Origin of the sequence: Alcaligenes pakistanensis (assembly GCF_014652815.1) — a bacterium.
GTDB lineage: Bacteria > Pseudomonadota > Gammaproteobacteria > Burkholderiales > Burkholderiaceae_B > Alcaligenes > Alcaligenes pakistanensis.
Map to the genome: position 1 here is coordinate 771,428 of NZ_BMZN01000002.1, position 22,251 is coordinate 793,678.

The 22,251-nt window shown below is 55.5% G+C and carries 21 protein-coding genes and 2 tRNA genes; 9 read left to right on the top strand and 14 right to left on the bottom strand.

Going from position 1 to position 22,251, the window contains the following annotated elements; translation table 11 throughout:
* Nucleotides 1–170 precede the first annotated feature (170 nt).
* The 3 genes from IE156_RS08475 to IE156_RS08485 are packed head-to-tail and all read right to left on the bottom strand — an operon-like array spanning nucleotide 171 to nucleotide 3,914.
* Nucleotides 171–1,175 (bottom strand): extracellular solute-binding protein, encoded by a 1,005-nt coding sequence (locus tag IE156_RS08475; RefSeq protein WP_189392071.1) that lies wholly within the window; start codon nucleotides 1,173–1,175, stop codon nucleotides 171–173.
* A 16-nt stretch (nucleotides 1,176–1,191) separates the two neighbouring features.
* Nucleotides 1,192–2,859 carry an ABC transporter permease gene (locus IE156_RS08480; RefSeq protein ID WP_189392072.1) on the bottom strand — a complete coding sequence of 556 codons (1,668 nt, stop codon included), beginning with the start codon at nucleotides 2,857–2,859 and terminating at the stop codon, nucleotides 1,192–1,194.
* 5 nt (nucleotides 2,860–2,864) lie between these two features.
* Nucleotides 2,865–3,914: an ABC transporter ATP-binding protein gene (locus IE156_RS08485; RefSeq protein WP_189392073.1), complete on the bottom strand. Its 1,050-nt coding sequence runs from the start codon at nucleotides 3,912–3,914 to the stop codon at nucleotides 2,865–2,867.
* A gap of 701 nt (nucleotides 3,915–4,615) precedes the next feature.
* Between IE156_RS08485 and IE156_RS08490 the strand changes: the two genes are divergently transcribed.
* The 3 genes from IE156_RS08490 to IE156_RS08500 are packed head-to-tail and all read left to right on the top strand — an operon-like array spanning nucleotide 4,616 to nucleotide 7,492.
* Nucleotides 4,616–5,734, top strand: coding sequence for an NAD(P) transhydrogenase subunit alpha (locus IE156_RS08490; protein ID WP_189392074.1), 1,119 nt, complete (start codon nucleotides 4,616–4,618; stop codon nucleotides 5,732–5,734).
* 4 nt (nucleotides 5,735–5,738) lie between these two features.
* On the top strand, nucleotides 5,739–6,059 hold the full coding sequence (locus IE156_RS08495; RefSeq protein ID WP_009457776.1) for an NAD(P) transhydrogenase subunit alpha part 2: 321 nt from the start codon (nucleotides 5,739–5,741) through the stop codon (nucleotides 6,057–6,059).
* On the top strand, nucleotides 6,056–7,492 hold the full coding sequence (locus IE156_RS08500) for an NAD(P)(+) transhydrogenase (Re/Si-specific) subunit beta (RefSeq protein ID WP_229841131.1): 1,437 nt from the start codon (nucleotides 6,056–6,058) through the stop codon (nucleotides 7,490–7,492). The genes IE156_RS08495 and IE156_RS08500 overlap by 4 nt, the downstream gene beginning before the upstream one ends.
* Before the next feature lie 73 nt (nucleotides 7,493–7,565).
* Here the strand turns inward: IE156_RS08500 and IE156_RS08505 are convergent, their stop codons facing one another.
* The 4 genes from IE156_RS08505 to IE156_RS08520 all read right to left on the bottom strand — a co-directional run bounded on the left by IE156_RS08505 (nucleotide 7,566) and on the right by IE156_RS08520 (nucleotide 9,540).
* Entirely contained in the window at nucleotides 7,566–7,901 is a 336-nt protein-coding gene (locus IE156_RS08505; protein WP_189392075.1) for a hypothetical protein, read from the bottom strand.
* A 120-nt stretch (nucleotides 7,902–8,021) separates the two neighbouring features.
* Nucleotides 8,022–8,615, bottom strand: coding sequence for a hypothetical protein (locus IE156_RS08510; RefSeq protein WP_189392076.1), 594 nt, complete (start codon nucleotides 8,613–8,615; stop codon nucleotides 8,022–8,024).
* Between the two features lie 218 nt (nucleotides 8,616–8,833).
* Nucleotides 8,834–8,910, bottom strand: a tRNA-Arg gene (locus tag IE156_RS08515).
* 553 nt (nucleotides 8,911–9,463) lie between these two features.
* Nucleotides 9,464–9,540: transfer RNA gene (locus tag IE156_RS08520), tRNA-Arg, on the bottom strand.
* 277 nt (nucleotides 9,541–9,817) lie between these two features.
* On the opposite strand from IE156_RS08520, the gene IE156_RS08525 reads away from it, so the two are divergent.
* On the top strand, nucleotides 9,818–10,987 hold the full coding sequence (locus IE156_RS08525; protein ID WP_189392077.1) for an alpha-hydroxy acid oxidase: 1,170 nt from the start codon (nucleotides 9,818–9,820) through the stop codon (nucleotides 10,985–10,987).
* On the opposite strand, the gene IE156_RS08530 is transcribed toward IE156_RS08525, so the two are convergent.
* From IE156_RS08530 to IE156_RS08560, 7 genes are all read right to left on the bottom strand, one after another.
* Complete coding sequence (locus IE156_RS08530; protein ID WP_189392078.1) at nucleotides 10,981–11,994, bottom strand: glutathione S-transferase family protein; 1,014 nt, start codon at nucleotides 11,992–11,994, stop codon at nucleotides 10,981–10,983. The genes IE156_RS08525 and IE156_RS08530 overlap by 7 nt on opposite strands.
* Before the next feature lie 13 nt (nucleotides 11,995–12,007).
* A complete protein-coding gene (gene wrbA / locus IE156_RS08535) occupies nucleotides 12,008–12,607 on the bottom strand; it encodes an NAD(P)H:quinone oxidoreductase (RefSeq protein WP_189392079.1) in 600 nt (199 codons plus the stop codon).
* Nucleotides 12,608–12,788: 181 nt separating this feature from the next.
* Nucleotides 12,789–13,196 (bottom strand): PaaI family thioesterase, encoded by a 408-nt coding sequence (locus tag IE156_RS08540; protein ID WP_189392080.1) that lies wholly within the window; start codon nucleotides 13,194–13,196, stop codon nucleotides 12,789–12,791.
* Between the two features lie 7 nt (nucleotides 13,197–13,203).
* Nucleotides 13,204–13,518: an I78 family peptidase inhibitor gene (locus IE156_RS08545; RefSeq protein WP_189392081.1), complete on the bottom strand. Its 315-nt coding sequence runs from the start codon at nucleotides 13,516–13,518 to the stop codon at nucleotides 13,204–13,206.
* A gap of 58 nt (nucleotides 13,519–13,576) precedes the next feature.
* Nucleotides 13,577–14,194 (bottom strand): DNA-3-methyladenine glycosylase, encoded by a 618-nt coding sequence (locus IE156_RS08550; RefSeq protein ID WP_189392082.1) that lies wholly within the window; start codon nucleotides 14,192–14,194, stop codon nucleotides 13,577–13,579.
* A complete protein-coding gene (locus IE156_RS08555; protein ID WP_189392083.1) occupies nucleotides 14,187–15,224 on the bottom strand; it encodes an adenosine deaminase in 1,038 nt (345 codons plus the stop codon). The genes IE156_RS08550 and IE156_RS08555 overlap by 8 nt, the downstream gene beginning before the upstream one ends.
* A 57-nt stretch (nucleotides 15,225–15,281) precedes the next feature.
* Nucleotides 15,282–15,662 (bottom strand): DUF423 domain-containing protein, encoded by a 381-nt coding sequence (locus tag IE156_RS08560; RefSeq protein ID WP_189392084.1) that lies wholly within the window; start codon nucleotides 15,660–15,662, stop codon nucleotides 15,282–15,284.
* Between the two features lie 92 nt (nucleotides 15,663–15,754).
* On the opposite strand from IE156_RS08560, the gene IE156_RS08565 reads away from it, so the two are divergent.
* From IE156_RS08565 to IE156_RS08585, 5 genes are all read left to right on the top strand, one after another.
* Nucleotides 15,755–16,759: a magnesium and cobalt transport protein CorA gene (locus IE156_RS08565; protein WP_189392085.1), complete on the top strand. Its 1,005-nt coding sequence runs from the start codon at nucleotides 15,755–15,757 to the stop codon at nucleotides 16,757–16,759.
* 48 nt (nucleotides 16,760–16,807) lie between these two features.
* Nucleotides 16,808–18,409 (top strand): acyl-CoA dehydrogenase family protein, encoded by a 1,602-nt coding sequence (locus IE156_RS08570; RefSeq protein ID WP_189392086.1) that lies wholly within the window; start codon nucleotides 16,808–16,810, stop codon nucleotides 18,407–18,409.
* Between the two features lie 103 nt (nucleotides 18,410–18,512).
* Nucleotides 18,513–19,085 carry a thermonuclease family protein gene (locus IE156_RS08575; RefSeq protein ID WP_229841133.1) on the top strand — a complete coding sequence of 191 codons (573 nt, stop codon included), beginning with the start codon at nucleotides 18,513–18,515 and terminating at the stop codon, nucleotides 19,083–19,085.
* Nucleotides 19,079–21,268, top strand: coding sequence for an ABC transporter substrate-binding protein (locus tag IE156_RS08580; protein WP_189392087.1), 2,190 nt, complete (start codon nucleotides 19,079–19,081; stop codon nucleotides 21,266–21,268). Before IE156_RS08575 ends, IE156_RS08580 begins: the two co-directional genes overlap by 7 nt.
* Nucleotides 21,268–22,245 carry an ABC transporter permease gene (locus IE156_RS08585; RefSeq protein WP_189392088.1) on the top strand — a complete coding sequence of 326 codons (978 nt, stop codon included), beginning with the start codon at nucleotides 21,268–21,270 and terminating at the stop codon, nucleotides 22,243–22,245. The genes IE156_RS08580 and IE156_RS08585 overlap by 1 nt, the downstream gene beginning before the upstream one ends.
* The last annotated feature ends 6 nt before the right edge of the window (nucleotides 22,246–22,251 follow it).

Here is a 22,251-nt window from a genome sequence, read left to right on the forward strand (position 1 = left end):
GGCTTGGGCGTTCTATGATAACTCTTGCTCCCGAGTGTGCAGCAAAGAGGGGCTGGCCTATAAAAAAACCCCTAGGCACCGGGATTATCTCCCGACATCAAGGGGTTTTTCTGGGCAGGCTGGCCGGTACGGCTCACTAGCTAATGCCCACGGCTAGGCCGTTAATTCGCTTACTTGCCAACCGTTGCCAAGGCTTGTTTCCAGGCGGCGATCACGGTTTCGTATTCTGCAGCTGCTTTCAACGGATCAATGTTGGCTACTTTGATCTGATCCAGGTTAGGCAACTTGGTCAGCTCGGCCACATTGATGTCGCTGCGAGTGGGGCGGCGGAAGTTTTCTACCAGCTCGGCTTCCTGAACTTCCTTGGACAGCAGAACATCCACCAGCTTGCGGGCGGCTTCCTGACCGTTCTTGGGGTTCTTGATCACAGCCACGCCTTCGGGGGCAATGAACGTGCCGTCTTCAGGGTAGATCAGTTCGATCCCTTTCTGACCGCCGGCCACGTAGGCGTAAGCCGCGTATTCCATGGTGACGCCCAGTGGGTACTCACCATTGGCTACGCTTTTGTAGACCTGGCCCGAACTCTTGGACACGATTACGTTGGCCGCCAATTTCTGCAGGCCTTCAGCGCCGTACAGTTGGTATATGCCGTAAACCTGGTCGTAAGCGCTGCCCGAAGAGGCGGGGTCACCAATAATGACCTTGCCTTTCCACTGCGGATCGAACAGGTCGGACCAAGTCTTGGGAGCCGTCTGACCTTTCAGTTGGCGCTCGTTGGCCATGATGACCATGACGTGGGCATTGGAGCTGGTCCACAGGCTGTCTTTGCCGTGGAACGCTTCGGGAATCGCTTTGTTCTCGGGCGATTCGTAGGCTTCAAAGTTCTGCTGGAAAGCAGCCATGGTGCCGTAGGCAGCGCCCCAGACCACATCGCCCAGCGGGTTTTGAGCTTCGGCTTCGATACGCTTCATCAAGGCACCAGCGCCCGAGGTCACTTGTTGAATGGACAGATCGGAAGCCGTCTTGCGGGCGATCTCCAAAGCCGTATCAATGGTTTGTACATTATTAGGGGTGTACATCACGGCATTGGCGGCCAGAGCGGCGCTGGACAGAGACAGGGCGCCGGCACTGAGGGAGAGTGCCAGACCAGTTTTCAGAAAACGTGTAGTCAGCATAATGAGCCTTTTTAGATTAGCGGCTGGAAAACAGATCCAGCTTGAGAAAACGAATAGCCAGATAAATCGGCAACAGAATCACGACCATCAAAATCACTCCGTAGGCCGAGGCACGCGCTAAAAAGCCGGCATCGATCTGACGGAACATCTGGATAGGCATGGTCTCCATACCACCGTAATACAGCACAATAGTGGCGGAAATTTCGGCCAGTGACGTTACCCACATCAAGATGGCAGCACCCAAAATAGCGGGTTTCATCAAGGGCAGGACAACTTTGAAGAAGCTCTGGAAGGGACTGACTCCCAGATTGATGGAGGCCTCTTCGATAGAGTCGGGAATGTTGTAGAGCGAGGCCGAGGCCGAGCGTATGGAGAAGGGCACCTTACGCACAAAGTACGCACCAGCCATGATCACCCAGGTTCCCGTCAGTACCAGCATGCCGCTGTTGTAGGTCTGGATCAGGGCAATACCCAGCACAGTGCCGGAAATGGCCAGGGGCAGCATCACCATATAGTCCAGAGCGGTCACCACGAACAGGCGTTTTTTCACGATCAGGTAACTACATACTGTCGCAAAGCAGGTGCCTGCAATCGTGGCCACGCTGGCCAGCATCAGCGAGTTCAGAATGGGCTCAGGCGCGTAGCGCAGGGCACGCTCCATATTGTCCAGGGTGAAAGTGCCGTATTGCATGACCGGGCCGCTGGCTTTGGTGAAGGCACCGATCAGCACAATAAAGGCCGGAATCAGCGAAAAGGTCACAAACAGCACAGCACCAATAGTCAGCAAAATACCGCCCAGACCTTGTGCGCGGATGGGACGCGGCGCACGGCCTTGCTGCATCTGGAAGGTCTTGCGTTCCAGTACCCGTTTCTGAATAAACAGCACCGCTCCGACCAGAATGACGGAGACCACCGCCAGCACGCCTTGCATGGTGGGGTTGCCGCTCATCTCGGACAGGAAGGTGGTGTAGGTCAGCGAAGACAGCACATCGACCTGACCGCCCAGAATCATGGGAATGGAAAAGTTGTCCACGGCCAGCGTGAACACAATCATGGCATTGACCAGCAGGGCTGGCATCAGCACCGGGAAGGTGACGCTCATCGCCCGTTTGAAGGTGCTGGCACCCAGGTTCACAGCGGCTTCTTCCAATGTGCCGTCAATGGCTTTCAGCGCAGCCAGCATGCCGATATACACATAGGTGTAATCGTTCAGGATCAGCACATAGGACATGCCAAACCAGCCGTAAAAGCTGGGCAGATCAATACCAATGCTTTCCAGGGCCAGCCGTACTACCCCGTTATTGCCCAGCAACATCAACCAGGCTTGCGAGACGATGATGTCTGGCAGCACGATCGTGGTCAGGGGCAGGATGGCCACAATGGCTTTGCCGGGGAAATCGTAGCGCGCCACGACATAGGCTAGCGGAGCACCCAGCAACAGCGTGCCAATGGTGGAGATCAGCCCCAGCTTGATGGTGTTGAAGAAAGCTTCAACGTAACGCGGGTCGCTAAAGAAAGTCTCAAAGCCGTGCAGGCTGGGCAGGCCAGTGGCAGGGTCGATGATGCTTTGATAGAACAGGGAGGCGAGTGGCCAGACAACCCAAAAGAACAGCACCGCCAGACAAATCAGAGCGGGCAGAAACCAGGGGGAGCGAAGGGCCAGGGGTCTTGCAGCGATAGCCATGGGTCTTACGCCTCGACCAGACGACATTCAGGGCTAAAGCTCAGGTTGACCGAGCTGCCGGCAGACAGATGCGGGTCCAGGGCAGCGGCAACGTCGGCAATAATTTGTTTGCCATCGCTCAGCTTCAGGCTGTAAGCCGTTTTAGTACCCAAATATTGGCGGGCCACTACTTGGGCCGGAATGCTGCCTGCTTGGGCCTGGGTATGCAGGGTGATATTTTCAGGGCGCGCAGCCAGCAGGACCTGCCCGCTTGGTGGCGGGTTGTTCACCATAATATGTCCGCCTGCAATGCTGACGGTGGTGTGGTCAGCTTCTACATGCACGCCCAAGGTGTCGATCAGGTTAGCGGCACCGATAAAGTCAGCGGCATAGGCGGTACGCGGAGTGGCGTACATGGCTTCGGGGGTATCGAGCTGGTCGATACGGCCTTGGCGCAGCAAAGCAATGCGGTCCGACATGGACAGGGCTTCTTCCTGGTCATGTGTCACGAAAATAGCGGTGATATTGGACTCTTGTTGCAGCTCGCGAATCACTTGGCGCATTTGAATACGCAGCTTGGCATCCAGGTTGGACAGGGGTTCGTCCATCAGCAGAACGCGTGGTTCGATCACCAGGGCGCGGGCCAGGGCCACACGCTGACGCTGGCCACCGGACAGCTCAGCGGGGTAGCGCTCGGCCATGCCGCCCAGTTCAACCCGCTCCAGGATGTAGCTGACTTTTTTCTTGATTTCGCTGCTGCTGACTTTGCGTACCCGCAAACCGTAAGCCACATTGTCAAATACGGTTTTATCAGGGAACAGGGCGTAGTCCTGGAACACCATGCCCGTTTCGCGCTTGTGCGCGGGCAGGTAGGTGATGTCCTCTTTGTCCAGAAATAGGCGGCCTTCATCGGGGATGATGAAGCCGGCAATCATGCGTAGCAAAGTTGTTTTGCCACAGCCGCTGGGCCCTAATAAGGTGAAGAACTCGCCATGCCGGATTTGCAGGCTCAGTTCATTGATGATGGTATTGCTGCCGTAGCGTTTAACTACGTGATCGATGTGGATTTCTGCCATGGAGATAGATCAGCCTGGGACTGAATAGTGCAGGTAAACCGCGCATCAAGGGGCGGTTGCCTAGGCTTAAAAAAGAAGTGGCTCTGGCGCCTCGAGCGACGCAAACGTCACTGTGGCGTAGGCACAAACAATAATTACAAGTTAATGACAAGTTTTATAAGAAGTTGCTATCTTAGCAGCAGGCCAATGCTTGTAGTTTTAATTATCAGGCGTCTAAGTCCAACGCAAAGGCTTGGCTGGCCGGTCTTGTCTCCTTAGCACTCAAAAAAATTCCGTAAGACAAGCATCATATTGCGATAATCAGGTGGTAGTAATGTGTCTTGCTTTTTCGTCGAAAGCGGTCTAGTGCGGATCGGGTTTTCTTGTGTCAAATAAAGGCCCCTAGAGTGGGTTCAAAAAAGAATGATAGATTCTTGCAGAGCGCAGGAATGGGAGAGGGGTACAAAAGGGTAGCTTTCTATCCGATTTAATCAGGCGTGTAACACGCCTGTATTTGCGCATCCGAATTTGTAGATGGTGTTCCGGTGTTGTGATGATGCACACGCCGGGCCGGAGTGGTTGTTGGGTTAGATCCGATCGGTGCCACTGGCTAGTCCATCCGTTAAGGCGTGGCGCCTTGTTTCGTTGATAGACCCACCCACATCCGGGTAATGCATGTCGTCAGAGATCGTAGAAGTTAGTTAATTAACTGGAGATTGAAGATGCGACTAGGTGTATTAAGCCCCCGGGGGACCGGGGAAAAGAGGGTAGCGGCCACGCCCGATACCGTCAGGGCTTACCGCAAGGTGGGCCATGATTTGATTATCGAGGCGGGAGCCGGGCAGGGTATTGCCAGTTCGGATGCGGATTACGAGGCAGCAGGGGCCACGATAGGTGATCCTTATCAAGCCACGGTCTTGCTGGTAGTCGGTCCTGCAGATGTCGATCCGGCCCGCTTGCGTGCCGAGCATGTTGTCGTCGGGCTGCTGGATCCGTACGAGAGCGAGGGGCTGGACAGGCTGGCCGCAACGGGCTGCCAGGCCTTTTCCTTGGAACTGATTCCGCGCACCACTCGGGCGCAAAGCATGGACGTTCTGTCCTCGCAGGCCAATATCGCGGGTTATGCCGCAGTGCTGAAAGCCTCCACCTTATATCCCCGATTTTTTCCCATGATGATGACCGCGGCGGGTACCGTCAAAGCGGCCCGTGTCGTGGTACTGGGTGCAGGGGTGGCGGGTTTGCAGGCAATTGCGACGGCGCGTCGTCTGGGGGCGGTGGTTGAGGCTTCTGACGTGCGTCCGGCAGCGCGTGAGCAGATCGAGTCCCTGGGCGGCAAGTTTATCGACGTGCCCTACGAAACGGACGAGGAGCGCGAGGCGGCCCAAGGTGTAGGCGGTTACGCCCGGCCCATGCCTGCTTCCTGGCTGCAACGGCAGGCAGCCGTAGTGGCAGCACGCTGTGCGCAGGCCGACGTCATCATCACCACAGCCTTGATTCCAGGGCGTCCCGCTCCGCGTCTGATTGCTGAAGAAGTCGTGCGCTCCATGCGTCCCGGCTCGGTGATTGTGGATCTGGCGGCGGCACGGGGTGGTAACTGCGCCCTGACCGAAGCTGATCAGATTGTGGAAAAACATGGCGTGACGCTAGTGGGCGAGACCAACTTCCCGGCCCGTGTGGCAGCCGATGCGTCTGCTTTGTATGCACGCAATATTCAACAGTTCCTGGGCTTGATGCTTAAGGATCAGTCTGACGAGCTGCATATCCCTGCGGACGACGACATTGTGAATGCCAGCCGGGTGGTACAGGCTGGCAAACGACTCTTTCCACAGCAGGGAGCCTGAGGTCATGGATATTATTTCTCCCCTGGTCATTAACCTGATCATCTTTGTGCTGGCTATCTACGTGGGCTATCACGTGGTCTGGACAGTGACGCCCGCTTTGCATACACCCTTGATGGCGGTGACCAATGCGATTTCGGCCATTATTATTGTGGGCGGGATGCTGGCGGCAGCCTTGACGGAAAGCCCCTGGGCACAGGCGATGGGCATTATTGCCACGGCCCTAGCCTCGGTAAACGTGTTTGGTGGATTTCTCGTCACCCGACGTATGTTGGAAATGTTCAAAAAGAAGGGCGCTAAAAATACGCCCAAGGAAGGGCAGTCATGATTTCCATGAATACCGTTACCTTGTGCTATTTGCTGGCCTCGGTGTGTTTTATTCAGGCCTTGAAGGGCTTGTCTCATCCAGCCAGTTCGCGACGTGGCAATTTGTTTGGCATGGTGGGTATGGCGTTGGCCATCGCAACGACTGCCGTACTGATCTATAGCCTGGCGCCTGCGGGCAAAGAGCTGTCCGGTCTGTTGCGGGTTCTGATTGGTCTGGTGATCGGTGGCATTTTGGGCACCCTCATGGCTCGCCGTGTCGAGATGACCAAGATGCCGGAACTGGTCGCCTTCATGCACAGCATGATTGGTCTGGCCGCCGTGGCAATTGCGATTGCCGTGGTGCTGGAGCCGGTGGCTTTTGGCATAGGCTCGGCCGAGTTCGCGCTGCCCATGGGCAACCGCGTAGAGCTGGCTCTAGGTGCATTGGTCGGGGCCATTACTTTCTCCGGTTCGGTCATTGCTTTTGGCAAGCTGTCGGGCAAGTACAAGTTCCGCCTGTTCCAGGGCGCTCCTGTGACCTTTAAAGGTCAGCACTGGTTGAATCTGCTGTTGGGACTGCTGGCCTTGGGGTGCGGCGTTATTTTCGTGATGACCCAGGCATGGTGGGCGTTTGGCGTGTTGCTGGCCTTGTCCTTCCTGCTGGGTGTGATGCTGATCATCCCGATTGGTGGCGCGGATATGCCGGTGGTGGTGTCCATGCTGAACAGCTATTCGGGTTGGGCGGCAGCGGGGATTGGCTTCTCCCTGAATAACTCTATGCTGATCATTGCCGGTTCGCTGGTGGGTTCCTCCGGTGCCATTCTGTCCTACATCATGTGCAAGGCCATGAACCGTGCCTTTTTCAATGTGATTCTGGGCGGCTTTGGTGCCAATCCGGGAGCATCGGCTGGTGGTGCAGATCAGGGCAATCGCTCGGTGAAGTCTGGCAGTGCTGAAGATGCTGCATTCATGATGAGCAATGCCGAGTCTGTGGTGATTGTTCCGGGCTATGGTCTGGCCGTGGCGCGTGCTCAGCACGCTTTGAAAGAACTGTCGGACAAGTTGACCAGCCAGGGCGTGACGGTGCGCTACGCTATTCACCCAGTGGCGGGTCGTATGCCAGGGCACATGAACGTCTTGCTGGCTGAGGCGGAAATGCCTTACGAGCAGGTCTTTGAAATGGACGACATCAATAGCGAGTTTGCTCAGACCGATGTGGTGCTGGTTCTGGGAGCGAACGACGTGGTTAACCCGGCCGCGAAAAACGACCCGGCATCGCCTATTGCCGGTATGCCGATTCTGGAAGCCTATAAGGCCAGGACCGTGATTGTGAATAAGCGCTCCATGGCGGCGGGTTATGCCGGTCTGGATAATGAGCTGTTCTATATGGACAAGACCATGATGGTGTTTGGCGACGCCAAAAAGGCCATCGAGGATATGGTCAAAGCGCTATAAATTAGTCGCGCTGACAGTAAAAAGCGCTCTGGTTCCTTGCGGGCCAGAGCGCTTTCTTGTTTTTAGGGCGTACTTAGAACTTGGGGCCGGAGCGCAGTTGTTCGCACATCTTGCTGCGTTGCTCGGGGCTGGCTTTCTCCAGATCCTGACGACCACGTTCAAGACCTTGGTCAAAGGCCTTATCAAAATCCTCTTCATTCAGACCCATGCTTTGAATAGAGACTTTCTGCTGTCTTTTCATCTCTTGCAATTGTGCCTCGCTGCGATCGCCACACACTTCAGCCGCCGCTTGCATCGCACCTCCCATTTGAGCCAGCTGAGTAGCAGGGCCGCTGTCCTGGGCTTGGCTGCTTGTGCTGATCAGTAAAAGGGTAGCGATAGAGAGCAGTCTTTTCGAATACTGAAACATGGTGAGTTCCGTTGAGTGACGTAAAAAGCCAGGTTTTATAGGCCCCGGTCTTTGATGGTGTTAAGTGTACGACCCAGGAAGGTGGCTATCGCCGTTTTTCTGTTGCCAGGTGCCCAATGCTCACCACTTTTCGTTGACGCAGCTTTTTGTGGGGCGCGCATCCAGCTTTGTTAGCTCACCATCAGAAATGTTATACAAACTCCACTGAGTGGTTTGGCCGTAATTCGCGTGATTTCGGAAGTTGCTAGTTTGAATGATGAACAGGTAGTCGTCGCCTTTTTTGGGAGTGAAGGTCACACCATAAGCTTGGGAGCCTTTTAGGGGGAATCCTGTCCCTGTCCCTACAAAGAAGAGCGAGACTGGCTGGTTCGCATTAATTTCGGTTTCAGATACATAGTTAGTGACATTCTTGATGAAGCTCATATCCACGTCCGGCATACCGATCTTAGGCCCGATCTGGTTGTCAAACCGATTGGTAAATCCTTTTTCTACCGTTGCCCCTTGACTTGTTAAGACCAGCCCGGAGCCATTTGAAGTCCCTGCGCAGGTGGAGTTTGGGGACAAGTAAATGTTATCGGTGCTGGAAAAGACTCGCAGTCGAGCGGTATCCGTACTTAAAACATAAGACGGTTTCACATTGACCGGCTGATGGGCACACCCTGCCAAACCTAAAATGAGCACGGAGAGCCATCGAGTTTTTATTGATAGTTTCATGATGCTTGCGTTAAAGAGATGAGTGGGGGTGATCAGGTGATTCCATCATCGCCGGAGTGGCCGGCTCTTTACTGCGGAGGGCCTGAGAGAGAATGCTGCTGCAAGAGCAAGTGATCTGCCCTGGGATATCTTGAAATATCGTGGGTACTGGGCCTGTCAGTAATAAGAGAGCGGCCAACGAAAAAGCCACTTCCGAAGAAGTGGCTTTTTGCAATATCTGGCGCGGCTGGCAGGATTCGAACCCACGACCCCTTGGTTCGTAGCCAAGTACTCTATCCAACTGAGCTACAGCCGCTAAAGAAGTGAGACTATAGCAGACTATTTATTAGGATGACAAGCCTGAAAAGCATTTTTCTTCAAATAAATGCAAAACAACCCAGAAAATGGCGCTGCTTGAGCCTGTGAAGGGGACTGTGCTCTGTGAATGCTCTATTCAACCTGACACTTTGTAATGTCTTTATTGTGGCTTGTGCGGTGGGAAGCTCGGCTTCTATAACGAGCTGGTCTACGGTCAGCCGCGTAATGTGATGGTGAGTGTGCTGGTCCGGTTTTAAATAGCTGTTATGAACGAAGGGCAGCAGGGCGCTTTTATATAGCGCCTTTTTTTATTGTCCTGATGCTGATCTGTTTTTGTATCAGGGCATCGTCTAAATGCTGTCGGCTGCTAGGAACCCAGAGTGCTGGTTTTGTGTTGCGGGCCGGAGAGACTTGTTTCAGGAGGGCTAGCCTGGAGTGACTGCCAGACAGGTGGGCGGAAAACAAAAAAGCCACAATGAATTTCATTGTGGCTTTTACTTGCCAAGACTTAAGTCTTGAAGAAAATTCTGCGTACAGAACAATCTTAAATATGGCGCGGCTGGCAGGATTCGAACCCACGACCCCTTGGTTCGTAGCCAAGTACTCTATCCAACTGAGCTACAGCCGCTAAAGAAGTAGAACTATAGCACGGCTATTTTTACTTGTCACCCAAATACCTCACTATTTCATTTAAATCGTCGTTTTTGATGTTTTTTTCTAGGAAGAGGGTAGGGTGACGGCCGGATGGTGCGGCATCGTGACAAGGGCACTGTCTGTCTCAAGGCCTAGTCTCCGAGCCGGCCAAGATGGGTTTATTGCCGAATCCTCAAACAGTCCTTGCCGGATGACTTGCCCCCCGAGGAACAAAGTCGCATTATTACGCCATTGTTTTGGAGCCCAATGTAATGGATCTGTCGAAAATTACCTGCACTGAAGATTTCCGCTTGGCAGCTAAACGCCGCGTGCCCAAGATGTTTTATGACTACGCTGACTCCGGCTCTTGGACGCAGGGCACTTACCATGCGAACGAGCAGGATTTTCATAAGCTGAAATTCAAACAGCGCGTCGCGGTAGATATTGATCGCCGTAGCTTAAGGACTACGCTCCTGGGCCAGGATGTGGCCATGCCTTTGGCGATTGCACCGACAGGCTTGACCGGCATGCAGCACGCCGATGGTGAAATGCTGGCCGCCTTGGCCGCGCGCGATTTCGGGATTCCTTTCACCTTGTCCACCATGAGCGTGTGCTCGTTGGAGGATGTGGCCCAGGCGACTCGTGCGCCGTTCTGGTTTCAGCTGTATGTGATGCGCGACCGCAGTTTTATTGAAAACCTGATCGCACGTGCTAAAGCCGCCAATTGTTCGGCTCTGGTATTGACCCTGGATTTGCAGGTTTTGGGCCAGCGTCACAAAGACATTAAAAATGGCCTGACCACGCCTCCCCGTCTGACAATTCCCAATTTATTGAATCTGGCCACCAAGCCTTACTGGTGCCGCAAGATGTTGGGCACACAGCGTCGCAGCTTTGGCAATATTGTCGGCCATGCCAAAGGTGTATCGGACTTGCGTTCCCTGTCTACCTGGACGGCGGAACAGTTTGATCCGAGCCTGAGCTGGAAAGACATTGAATGGATCAAGAATGCCTGGGGCGGCAAGTTGATCGTTAAAGGCATTATGGATGCGGACGATGCGCGCTACGCCGTTGATAGCGGTGCGGATGCCCTGATTGTGTCCAACCATGGAGGCCGTCAGCTGGATGGTGCGCCTTCCTCAATTTCTTGCTTGCCGGCGATTAGCAAAGCAGTCGGCGACCGGATTGAAGTTCTGGTGGATGGCGGTATTCGTAGCGGTCAGGATGTGTTGCGGGCACGCGCATTGGGTGCGCAAGGTTCCATGATCGGGCGTGCTTTCTTGTATGCATTGGGAACCGCAGGGCAGGCCGGTGTCGCTCGTTTGCTGAAGTTGATGGCTAACGAGTTGGATGTTTCTATGGCCTTTTGCGGTCGTACTGATATCAATCAGGTCGACCGCTCGATTCTGCTGAACCCCGATATTTTCGACCGCCCCGGTTACTGAAGACCGATATGCAGGGGCCCTGGCTGGGCGGGCAAGTGACCGCGCCCGTGGGGCCCGTTCAGATCCAGAACAGGGCCAGCCGGGACGATTCCGCTTGGGTTCAGGTGCCGGTGGCTGACGTAATAGTGGGTCTTGATATGGTCCAGACTGACTGTGCTCGCCACGCCGGGTATTTGATATAGCTCCAGCATGTAGTTCCACAGATTAGGGTAGTCAATCAGACGGCGCAGATTGCATTTGAAATGGCCGACATAAACAGGATCAAAGCGAATCAAAGTGGTGAACAGACGCCAGTCCGCCTCGGTCAATTGTGTGCCCGTCAGATAACGTTGCTGGGCTAAACGGGACTCCAGCCCATCCAGACTGTCGAATAAGGCGTGGACAGCACTGTCATACGCTGCCTGTGAGCGGGCAAAACCGGCTTTATAAACACCGTTGTTCACGGTGTCATAAATATGGGCATTGATCTGGTCAATTTGCGCCAGAGAATCAGCCGGAGCCATGTTCACCTTATTGGCTCCCAAGCTGTCAAAAGCTGTATTGAAGATACGGATAATCTCGGCGGACTCATTATTGATAATCGTGCCGCGCTGCTTATCCCACAATACGGGCACCGTAATCCGGCCGGTGAATTGTGGGTCCGCCTTGGCGTAGAGCTGATACAAGAACTGGGCGTCCATGACCGGGTCGGCGACCACGCCTTGCGCAGGCTCAAAGGTCCAGCCTTGCTCTCCCATGATGGGGTTGACCACAGATACTGAAATCAGTTTTTGCAGCCCTTTCAGCTCGCGCATGATCAGGGTGCGATGCGCCCAGGGGCAGGCTAGTGAGACATACAGGTGGTAGCGATTGGCCTGGGCGGGTTGAGCCGTCTGGCCGTCGGGACCGGGGCCGCCATCGGCGGTAATCCAGTCCCGGAACACAGATTGGGCACGTTGAAACGTATCGGACGCCGTGTTGCTGGCAGGCTCTTTGCTATGCCATTGTCCATCTATCATCATGCCCATCTGTGTACTCCGTTTAGCCTTTCAGCTTGATTGCAATTTCAGCGATATGACGGCCCTGGAAGCGTGCGCCATCCAGTTCGTTCTGGCTGGGCTGACGTGAACCGTCGCCACCGGCAATGGTGGATGCGCCATAGGGGCTGCCGCCAGTCACTTCGTTGATCAGCGTCTGACCGGCAAAGCTGTAGGGCAGGCCGACGACGATCAAGCCAAAGTGCATCAGGTTATGAATAATGGACAGCAGCGTGAGCTCCTGCCCACCGTGTTGGGTGGCGGTAGAGGTAAAGGCACCGCCCACCTTGCCATTGAGAGCACCGCGTGCCCACAGGCCTCCGGCCTGATCCAGGAAGCTGGCCATCTGCGAGCTGATGCGCCCGAAACGAGTGCCGGTACCGACAATAATGGCGTCGTAGTTTTCCAGATCTGCAATGGTAGCCACCGGCGCGGCTTGGTCCAGCTTGAAGTTCGCTTTCTGGGCCACAGCTTCCGGGACCAGTTCGGGGACACGCTTGATGTCTACCGTAGCGCCAGCGCTTTGCGCGCCTTCGGCAACCGCTTGAGCCATTTTTTCAACATGGCCGTAGGCGGAATAATAGAGAACCAGGACTTTTGCCATTTGATTTACTCCAGAAATGCGATCAACAAGGAATCGGATGAGGCCGCTGCCCCAGGACTCTGCCTGCGGCTAGCGTGCTACGACGATGATAGTCGGGGCAAGCCCGCTATGACAAACCGCCCGACCATTTGTTTTGTGTCAGAGTCTGTCTTGGCCGGGCCAGAAATAGGCTGTGGCAAGATCAGCCGGGTAGCAGGGCGTAGGTGGTGGTGGCGTGGGCGGCGAGTCGGCCTTGCTCGTCTTGTAGCTTGATGTCGCCAAACACCATGCTTTTGCCGCGTTTCAGAACCTGGGCGTGAACCAATACATCTCCCTGGCTGACCGGGCGCACAAAGCTGGTATTCAGTGAAACGGTGGTCATGGGGCGAAACTCACCCAGGCTCTGGCTGACGGCCAGCACCATGGCCGTATCGGCCGCAGCCATATAAACCTGACCGCAGACTACTCCGGCTACATGGGTGAGCTGATCAGAAAAAGGCAGACGCAGCACCACGCCGTCCTCTGCAATCTGTTCTACGCGCAACTTCAGCGCTTGCACCCAGGGGGCGAAGAGCGTATCGAGCAGGTTTTGAGCTTGTTCGTGGGTCATGTTCTGATCAGCCGCAGTAAACAGAGATAATCTGGTTTTGTTCATCGACTCGAATGCTCAGGCGGGTCGGGTCGTAGTCGGTGGTGTACATGCGGTCTGGAGCCAGTATGCGGGCTTGTGCAGCACCAGCTTGTTTGACCAATCGTTCGACCTGGCTTTGGCTGGCTGTCTGACCGGCTGGGCTCAAGGCATCTGCATTGCATACGCCACCCGAGGAATTGCTGAACGAAGAAGTCGAGCCAGTTTGTGAGCTATTGCCTGTGGCAGTGCACGCGGCCAGCAAAACGGCGGGAAGTACGCTAAGTAGAACGGAGAGTCGCATGGAAAATCCTTAAAAGCAGCTGGGAAGCATTCAGCTTGAAGGATTAATAATACCTGTTCTAGGCGGGGCGTTTAAGGCCCTTTGCATGGCCTTTTTTGATAGCTTTGCCTGGCTTGGCCGATACCTCTGGATGATGGGTAATGGCATAGCGCAATGGAGCCTTGGCCCAGGCGCCTGCGTAGTCCACACCAATACGCGGGCCGATCTGGATTTGCTCTTGGGGCAGGGCGGGGGCATCCAGCCAATGCAGCTTGGCGGTGCAGGCATCTGCGCCGTTATAGCCCTTGTCGATTTCCAGCCCCTTGCACAGGCGACCCGGACCGGACAAAGAGGGCCCGCTTTGTGGCAAGACCCATTCCGCAGCCCGCAGCAGTACGGCTGTGCCATCCCCTTCCACGCCGCTGACTATATTCATGCAGTGATGTAGGCCGTAAATCAGATACACGTAGGCATAGCCAGCCGGGCCGAACATCAGCCTGGTGCGCTCTGTGAGGCCGCGTCGGCTGTGTGCCGCCTGATCTTGCGGACCCAGATAGGCTTCAGTCTCGACAATGGTGGCGCAGCGCTGGCCGCGTTCGTCATTCAAAACCAGGGTTTTGCCCAGCAATTCCAGGGCGACGTAGCGCGGATCACGGGCAAAAAACGCTCTTGGCAGGTAAAGCGCAGGTTCAGTCATTCGAGGGCACATTCTCCAGCTTGTTCAGCCAGGCTTGCTGTTGTGCTTTGGGCAGGAAGGAAGAACGCAGGCTGTTGGCTGCCAGGGTGCGCAGGTCCGAGGCTTGCAGGTTTAGCGCTTGGGCTGTCTGCATATAGTTGTCCAGCAGATAACCGCCAAAATAAGCTGGGTCGTCCGAGTTTACGCACACGTTCAGGCCGCGATCCAGCAAGTGCTTCAGATTGTGTTCGTCTAGGCTGTCAAAGACCTTAAGCTTGATATTGGACAGGGGGCAGACCGTCAGGGAAATGGCGTGGTCGATCAGGTACTGCATCAAGGCCGGGTCGTCCTGGCTGCGCACGCCATGGTCGATGCGTTCTACTTTTAATAGTTGAAGCGCGTCACGCACATAGCTGGCCGGGCCTTCTTCACCCGCGTGGGCTACCAGCCGGAATTCCAGCTCGCGACAGCGGGCATAGATCTTCTCGAACTTGGCTGGTGGATTGCCCTTTTCCGAGGAGTCCAGGCCAATAGCAATCCACAGGTCTGCATATTGCTCGCGTAAGGGCAGGGCGGCTTCCAGCGTGGCGAAGGCGTCGGCCTCGCTCAGGTGGCGCAGAAAGCTCAAAATAAAATAGCTGCTGATACCCAGTTCAGACTTGGCCTGCCGAGCGGCGCGGGCCAGACCGGCAAAGACGGTTTCCATGGCAACACCGCGTGCCGTATGGGTTTGGGGGTCGAACATGATTTCGGCATGGACAATGCCATCGGCCTGGGCGCGCAGAAAGTAGGCCCAGGTCATGTCGAAAAAGTCTTGTTCAGTAATCAGCACGCCCGCCCCGGCGTAATACAGATCCAGAAAAGACTGCAGATCGGTGAACTGGTAGGCAGCGTGCAGGCTGGCCTGATCGGGGTAGGGCAGCGTAATGTGATTGCGCTGGGCCAGTTTGAAGATCAAGTCCGGCTCCAGCGTGCCTTCAATATGAAGGTGCAGTTCAGCCTTGGGCAGTTGGCGAGTAAATTCGCGTAAAGAAAAAGCGGAATCAGACACGGGGCGCTCCTGGTAGGCAGAATATGCGCCCCATTATACGGAGACAGAGGCCTTGGGTCAGGCGTCCTTGCCGCGCCAGGCGCCCATAGCCAGAAAGAGCCAGGCCAGAATCATGGCCACCCCGCCGATAGGGGTAATCGCACCCAGCCATTTCACACCGCTCAGTACCAGAATGTACAGGCTGCCACTGAAAATCAGCACGCCAGCCAGCATGAAAATGGCACTGCGGGATTGCCAGACCGGATTCAATTGCGAGCTCAAGGCGGCGATCAGCAACAGGCCAAGGCCATGCAGCAATTGGTACAGGACGGCGGTATGCCAGGTTGCCAGCGCGGAGGCATCAACCATGGCACGCAGGGCATGGGCACCGAAGGCGCCCAAACCTACGCCTACAGCCAGAATCAGTGCGCCAAGGCACAGGATGGATCGTGATTTCATGTCTTTCCTTGCAAGTTGCTACTGTCGCAGTGCCGGGGTAGGCCAGTGCTATTATCGAACAAAAAAATCTGCTTTGTCTGCAAGGAGACAGCATGGAAGAAGTAGCTCCGGCCACGCCCGATGCACAGGATGTGGTAGTGGCCGCGTATCGCTATCGATCTGGCCAGCCTGCTCAGGCTTTGGATATCCACCATTTGCCCGGCCATGGTCCTTCGCAAGATGGCTTTATCTGGATAGGCCTGAAAGATCCCAGCGAGGCGAGCTTGCGCGAGATTGGGGCTCAGCTTGGTCTGCCAGAGAATGCAATCGAGGAATTGATTGCTCCGCATCGTCGTCCCAAACTGCTGGAATTTAGCAATTGTCTGATTGTGGTGGCGATCACCTTGGGCTTGAAAGAGCTGCGGCCCATTTTTGGTACTACTCAGATCTTGATTGCACACGGCTTGCTGCTGACCGTACGTCGAGGCTCCAACAGCAATTATTTGCAATTGCGCGCCCGCCTGGAAAGCACGCCGGAACTGCTGGCGCGCGGCAGTGATTTTGTAGCATCGGAATTGCTGGATCTGATTGTGGATCAGTATCAGGCCTGTCTGGAGCAAACTGAAAAGGCCGTAGAAGCCATTGAGCAGCAGTTTTTGATCCGTGGCTTCAAAGAGAACGATGTGCGGCGCATTTATCGTTTGCGACGCGATTTGCTGCGTGTTTATAACGTGGTGTCGCCCTTGGCGGAGTTAAGCCGCCGTTTGGCGCGGATTGAGTTGGCGTATGTGGATGCTGAAAGCCGTGCTTATTTTGGTGAGGTAGCAGACCGTATTGCTCGTACCTCTGAATTTATCAACAGCTTGCGCCAAGCGTTGGCCTTCGCGTTTGAAGGTGGCCTGATGATCGGGCAGATGCAGCAAACGGATACCACCCGCAAGCTGGCAGCCTGGGCCGCTATATTGGCGGTGCCAACGGCAGTGGCGGGTATCTACGGTATGAACTTTAAATTCATGCCGGAGCTGGAGTGGGCGCTGGGTTACCCCTTGGCCTTGGGTTTGATGGGTAGCGTTTGCGGCTTTTTATACTGGAAATTCAAGAAGGCCAAATGGCTCTAGCGTAAGACAGGGGTAAAAAGAGCCGGGGGCTGATATCAAGGAGGCGTGATGGATCTGAAACAGCAGTTACAGAATCAGGTGCCGGATTTGATGGATGATGATCTGTTTGGCGAGGACCCGGTTTTACTGCTTTGGCAAAAAAAACTGTTGTCAAACAAGGCTCAGGCGGGACTGGCGGATTACGGTCGAAAACTGGGCTCGGCCTATTGGCGTGAGCAGGGGGCCTTGGCCAATCAAGAGCCACCGCAATGGCGTGGCTGGTCAGCGCAAGGTCAGCGCATTGATCAGGTGGACTTTCATCCCTCCTGGCATCACTTGATGAGCCTGGGCATGGAGCAGGGCCTGCATATCTGGCCTCACCAGCCGCAGCCCGGTCAGCATCTGGAACGGGCCATGGGGTTTTATATGCACGGCCAGATCGAGGCTGGCACCCTATGCCCTTTAACCATGACGCGTGCCGCGGCCCCCCTCTTGCAGGCGGACCCGTTTCAGGAATGGGCTGCGCAGCTGGACCAAAATCAGTACGACCCTTCCAGTCAGGTAATGGGCCAAAAGCACAGCGTGCTTTTAGGAATGGGCATGACAGAAATGCAGGGCGGCTCTGACCTGCGCGGCTGCACCACTGAGGCCCATCCGGATGGCGCTGCATTCCGCCTTTATGGGCATAAATGGTTTTTCTCCGTGCCGCAGGCCGATGCTCATCTGGTACTGGCACGTGAGCATGAACAGTTTTCCTGCTTTTTGATGCCGCGCTATACCGAGTACGGCCTGAACCGTCGCTATATACGCAGGCTGAAAGACAAGCTGGGGAATCGTTCCAACGCCAGTGCCGAGATCGATTTTGATGGGGCTCAGGCCTGGCGTGTAGGGCAGGCCGGTCGTGGTATTGCCTTGCTGGCTGGAATGGCCGCCCGAACCCGTATTGATTGTGTGCTGGGCAGTGCGGCTTTGATGCGGCAGGCTTTGGTCCAGTCCTTGCACTACTGTCAGCACCGGGTTGGTTTTGGTAAAACCTTGATCGAGCAACCCTTGATGCAGGCTGTCCTACTGGACATGGCCATTGAAAGTGAAGCTGCCGCGCATCTGGCTTTATTCCTGGTGGACTTGCAAGATCGTGTCGATGATCCGGTCGCGCAGTCTGTGCAGCGGATATTGTCCCCCGCCGCCAAGTTCTGGGTCTGCCGCCGTGCCATTGCTTTATGTGCCGAAGCCATGGAAACCTGGGGTGGCAATGGCTATATCGAAGAGGGGCCCATGCCGCGTCTTTTGCGAGAAGCCCCTGTTAACTCTATTTGGGAAGGTTCAGGCAATGTCATGTGCCTGGATGTGCAACGTGCCTTGAGTCAGGACGGTGTATTCGAGGCCTTGCAGACAGACCTGCGCATTCGTTGTGGTGATGATGCTGAATTGGGCCGGGCAGCTGAGGCCTTGTTGGGCAATGTTTCCCAAGCCGGGGGGCGGGCCTGGACACAGAAACTGGCCGTTTTGTACCAGGCTTGTTTGATGCGCCAACTGGCCCCGGATGCCGTGGCCGATCTGTTTACGGCCCAGCGTGTACAGCAGGAACCATCGACCGTATTTGGTGTGGAAGGCGTAGAGCAGACCTCTTGGTATCTGCACCGTGCCTGGCCCCGTCTGCAAGCGTCTTGATTCAGGCCTGACTACTAGGGAGATTGCTCTGGACAGGCGGTGCGCAGTATCTATAATTTGTTAGCCTAGTTTTCTGCTATCCGCCTGGAGCCTTGTCCGCATCATGACTGTGTTTTCCCTGTCCGGCTTTTCCTCTTTAACGCGGCGCGTAGCCGTTTGTGCAGGCTTGACTGCCCTGATGGCTGCCTGGGCCTTGCCCGTTCAGGCGCAAGACTTCGAGCTGACGGGACGCGTGGTGCGGGTAGCCGATGGCGATACCCTGACGATTTTGAGCAGTAATAATAAGCAGCAGCGGGTGCGTTTAGCCAGTATTGATGCGCCAGAAACCGGCAAAGACAGCCGTCGCCTTGGTCAGCCCTTTGCGGTTGCCTCGCGACGCTTCTTGTCGGACCTGGTGGCCGGCAAGCAACTGACCCTGTCCTGCTATGAGCGCGACCGTCATGGCCGTGCCGTGTGCGATGTGCCGCTGGAAGATGGCGAAACCGCCAATCAGAAGCTGGTGCGTGCCGGTATGGCAATGGCGAATCGCGAAAAGCGTGGCCGTTTCCTGCGTGACCCGCGCATTGACGGGCTTGAGCGTGAAGCCAAAGAGGCACGTGTCGGTATTTGGTCCGAGCCCAATCCGGTAGCACCTTGGAAGTGGCGCTATGACTGCTGGCAGCAAGGGCAATGTTGAGCCCCTTGCGGCGGTTCGGGCTGGTTCTGATATGTACTGTATTGGCCGCTTGTTCCAAGCCTGTTAACAGCCCTTATCACGAAGAAAGTGCTGCGGAAAACACGCTGTACAGCGCGTTCACGACCCGCTCGCCCAATCACCTGGACCCGGCCTTGTCCTACTCCGGGGATGAAACGCCATTTACCTATTCGATCTATGAACCACTTTACGGCTATCACTACCTGGATCGGCCGTATCGCCTGATTCCCAAAGCTGCCGCCGAGCTGCTGGGTGATCCGGTGTATCTGGATGAGCAAGGTAATCGATTGCCTGCCGATGCGCCGGGTGAACAGGTGGCGATCAGTCGTTATGACATTCCTATCAAGAAAGGCATCGCCTTTCAGCCGCACCCAGCCTTTGCTCAAGACGAGCAAGGGGACTACCGCTATTACCCCATGCGGGCTCCGGACTTGAACGACGCCTTCAGTATTGGTGACTTTGCCTATACCGGCTCACGAGAATTGACGGCTCATGATTATGTGTACGCCTTCAAACGTTTGGCCAGCCCGCGTTTGGCTTCGCCCGTTTTAGGCGTGATGGCCGAGCATATTCGCGGCTTTAAAGAGTTCAGCGAAGAGCTGGCGCAGATCGACAAACAAGAGCCACGTCCGCAATGGCTGGATTTACGTCCCTATTCCTTGCCGGGCGTAAGAGCCCTGGACAAGCACACGCTGCGCATCGAGGTGAGAGGAAAGTATCCGCAGTTTAAGTATTGGCTGGCCATGACTTTTACGGCTCCTATGGCCTGGGAGGCCGAGCGCTTTTATAGCCAGCCTCGCATGGCGCAGCACAATCTGACGCTGGATAGCTGGCCGGTGGGAACGGGCCCTTTCATGCTGACGGAATCCTTGACCAACCGCCGCCATGTGCTTAGCCGCAATCCGAATTACCGAGGCGAGCTTTACCCATGTGTAGGCGAGCCCGGCGATCAGGCTGCCGGGCTGCTGAAAGACTGCGGCAAACCCATGCCCTTTTTAGACAAAGTCGTGTTCTCCCTGGAAAAAGAGGGCGTGCCTTTGATGGGTAAGTTCCTGCAAGGCTATTACGACATTCCACAGGTAGAGCGGGGCGAGTACGGTGTTGCCATGACCGTGGCCGCACAGGACTCCGTGGACAAAGCGAATCTGTATCAGGAGCGTGGCCTGCAATTGCGCACTTCCCCGGAAGCGCAATTGTTCTACATGGGCTTTAACTGGCACGACCCGGTTGTCGGGCAGGGCGACACGCCCGAGCAGTTCGAGAAAAATCGCAAGCTGCGTCTGGCTATCAGCATCGTGTTCGACTGGGAGCAGTACGTTTCCATTTTCATGAATGATCAGGGGCAGGCCGCACATAGCCCCTTGCCGCCCGGTGTGCCCGGTTACCAGCCTCTGCCGCAAGGTGCTAACCCCTACGTCTATACCAAAGACAATGGTGTGGTGAAGCGTCGCAGCCTGGACGAGGCACGCGACTTGCTGCGCCAAGCCGGTTATCCCGATGGGCGCGACAGCCGCACTGGCAAACCTCTGATTCTGTATTACGACTCCATGATGGGCATGGGCTCGGACGCCACTGTGGACTGGATGCGGCGTCAACTGGCCCAGGTGGGTTTACAGCTGGAAGTACGTGCCAGCGACTACAACCGCTTTCAGGACAAGATGAAGCGCGGCGCAGCGCAGATGTTCATCTGGGGCTGGGTGGCCGACTACCCGGATGCCGAAAACTTCTTCACTCTGCTGTACGGGCCGCAGGCAAAAAAAGACTTTGGTGGCGAAAACGCGGCCAATTATCAAAGCGCCGAATTTGACCGTCTCTACGAGCAAATGCGCTTTTTAAATGATGGCCCGGATAAAGAGGCCGTGGTGCAGAAAATGATTCGCTTGGTACAGCACGATGCACCCTGGATGTTCGGCTATGTGCCTAATGCCGGTGGCGCCTATCAAAGTTGGGTTGGCAATGCCAAACCCTCCTTGATGGTGCGTGATGGAATCCAGTATTACCGTATTGACCCCGAGCAGCGCGTGGAACGAATTGACAGCTGGAACCGCCCCGTTTGGTGGCCCGCCATTCCGGTGGTGCTGATCGTGTTGGTCTTGTTGTGGATGCTGCGCTCGCAAGCGCAGGCGCGACGTCGTCAGGTAGCACTGCGCAAGGAGAAAGACTGATGTTTTCCTATATGCTGCGGCGCATTCTGTATGGCGTACTGATTCTGATCGGGGTCAATCTGCTGACCTTTGTGCTGTTCTTTGCTGTTAATACGCCCGACGATATGGCGCGCCTGTCTATTGGTGGCCAACGCGTCAGCCAGACTGCTATCGATAACTGGAAGGTGGAGCGTGGTTATAACAAACCGCTGTTTTATAACTCCGAAGCCCAGGGCAGTAAGAGTCTGACCGACACGATTTTTTACGAACGCTCCGTCCCCTTGCTACGGCTGGATTTTGGCCTGTCCGATCAAGGGCAGGACATTGCGTATCAGATCAAGCAACGCATGGGGCCTAGTCTGGCACTGGCCTTGCCCACCTTCTTCCTTGGTTTATGGGTGTGTATCAGCTTTGCCTTGTTGATGGTGTTCTTCCGGGGAACGCGGCTGGATTTTTCTGCCGTTGTGCTGTGTGTAGTGCTGATGTCTATTTCAGGCCTGTTCTACATCATTGCCGGGCAGTGGATGTTTGCGAGAGTGCTGCGCTGGGTACCGTTTTCAGGCTGGGTGGAAGGCATGGATAACTGGCGCTTCCTGGTCTTGCCTGTACTGGTCGGAATTCTGTCCCGAGTCGGGGCCGAGTCCCGCTTTTATCGCAGCCTGTTTCTGGAAGAGGCCAGTCGCGACTATGTACGTACCGCGCGCTCCAAGGGGTTGGCGGAATCTACCGTGCTGTTCCGTCATGTCCTTCCCAATGCGCTCCTGCCCATCCTGACAGGCACCGTGTCTGCCTTGCCGCTTCTGTTCATGGGCAGCCTGATTTCAGAGTCTTTTTTTGGTATTCCGGGTCTGGGAAGCTTCACCATTGATGCCATCAATGCCCAGGACTTTTCCATTGTGCGTGCCATGGTGTTTTTAGGATCGATGCTTTATATCGCCGGTTTGATTCTGGCGGATATCTCCTACACCCTGGTCGACCCTCGCATTCGTTTCAGTTGAGCCCGC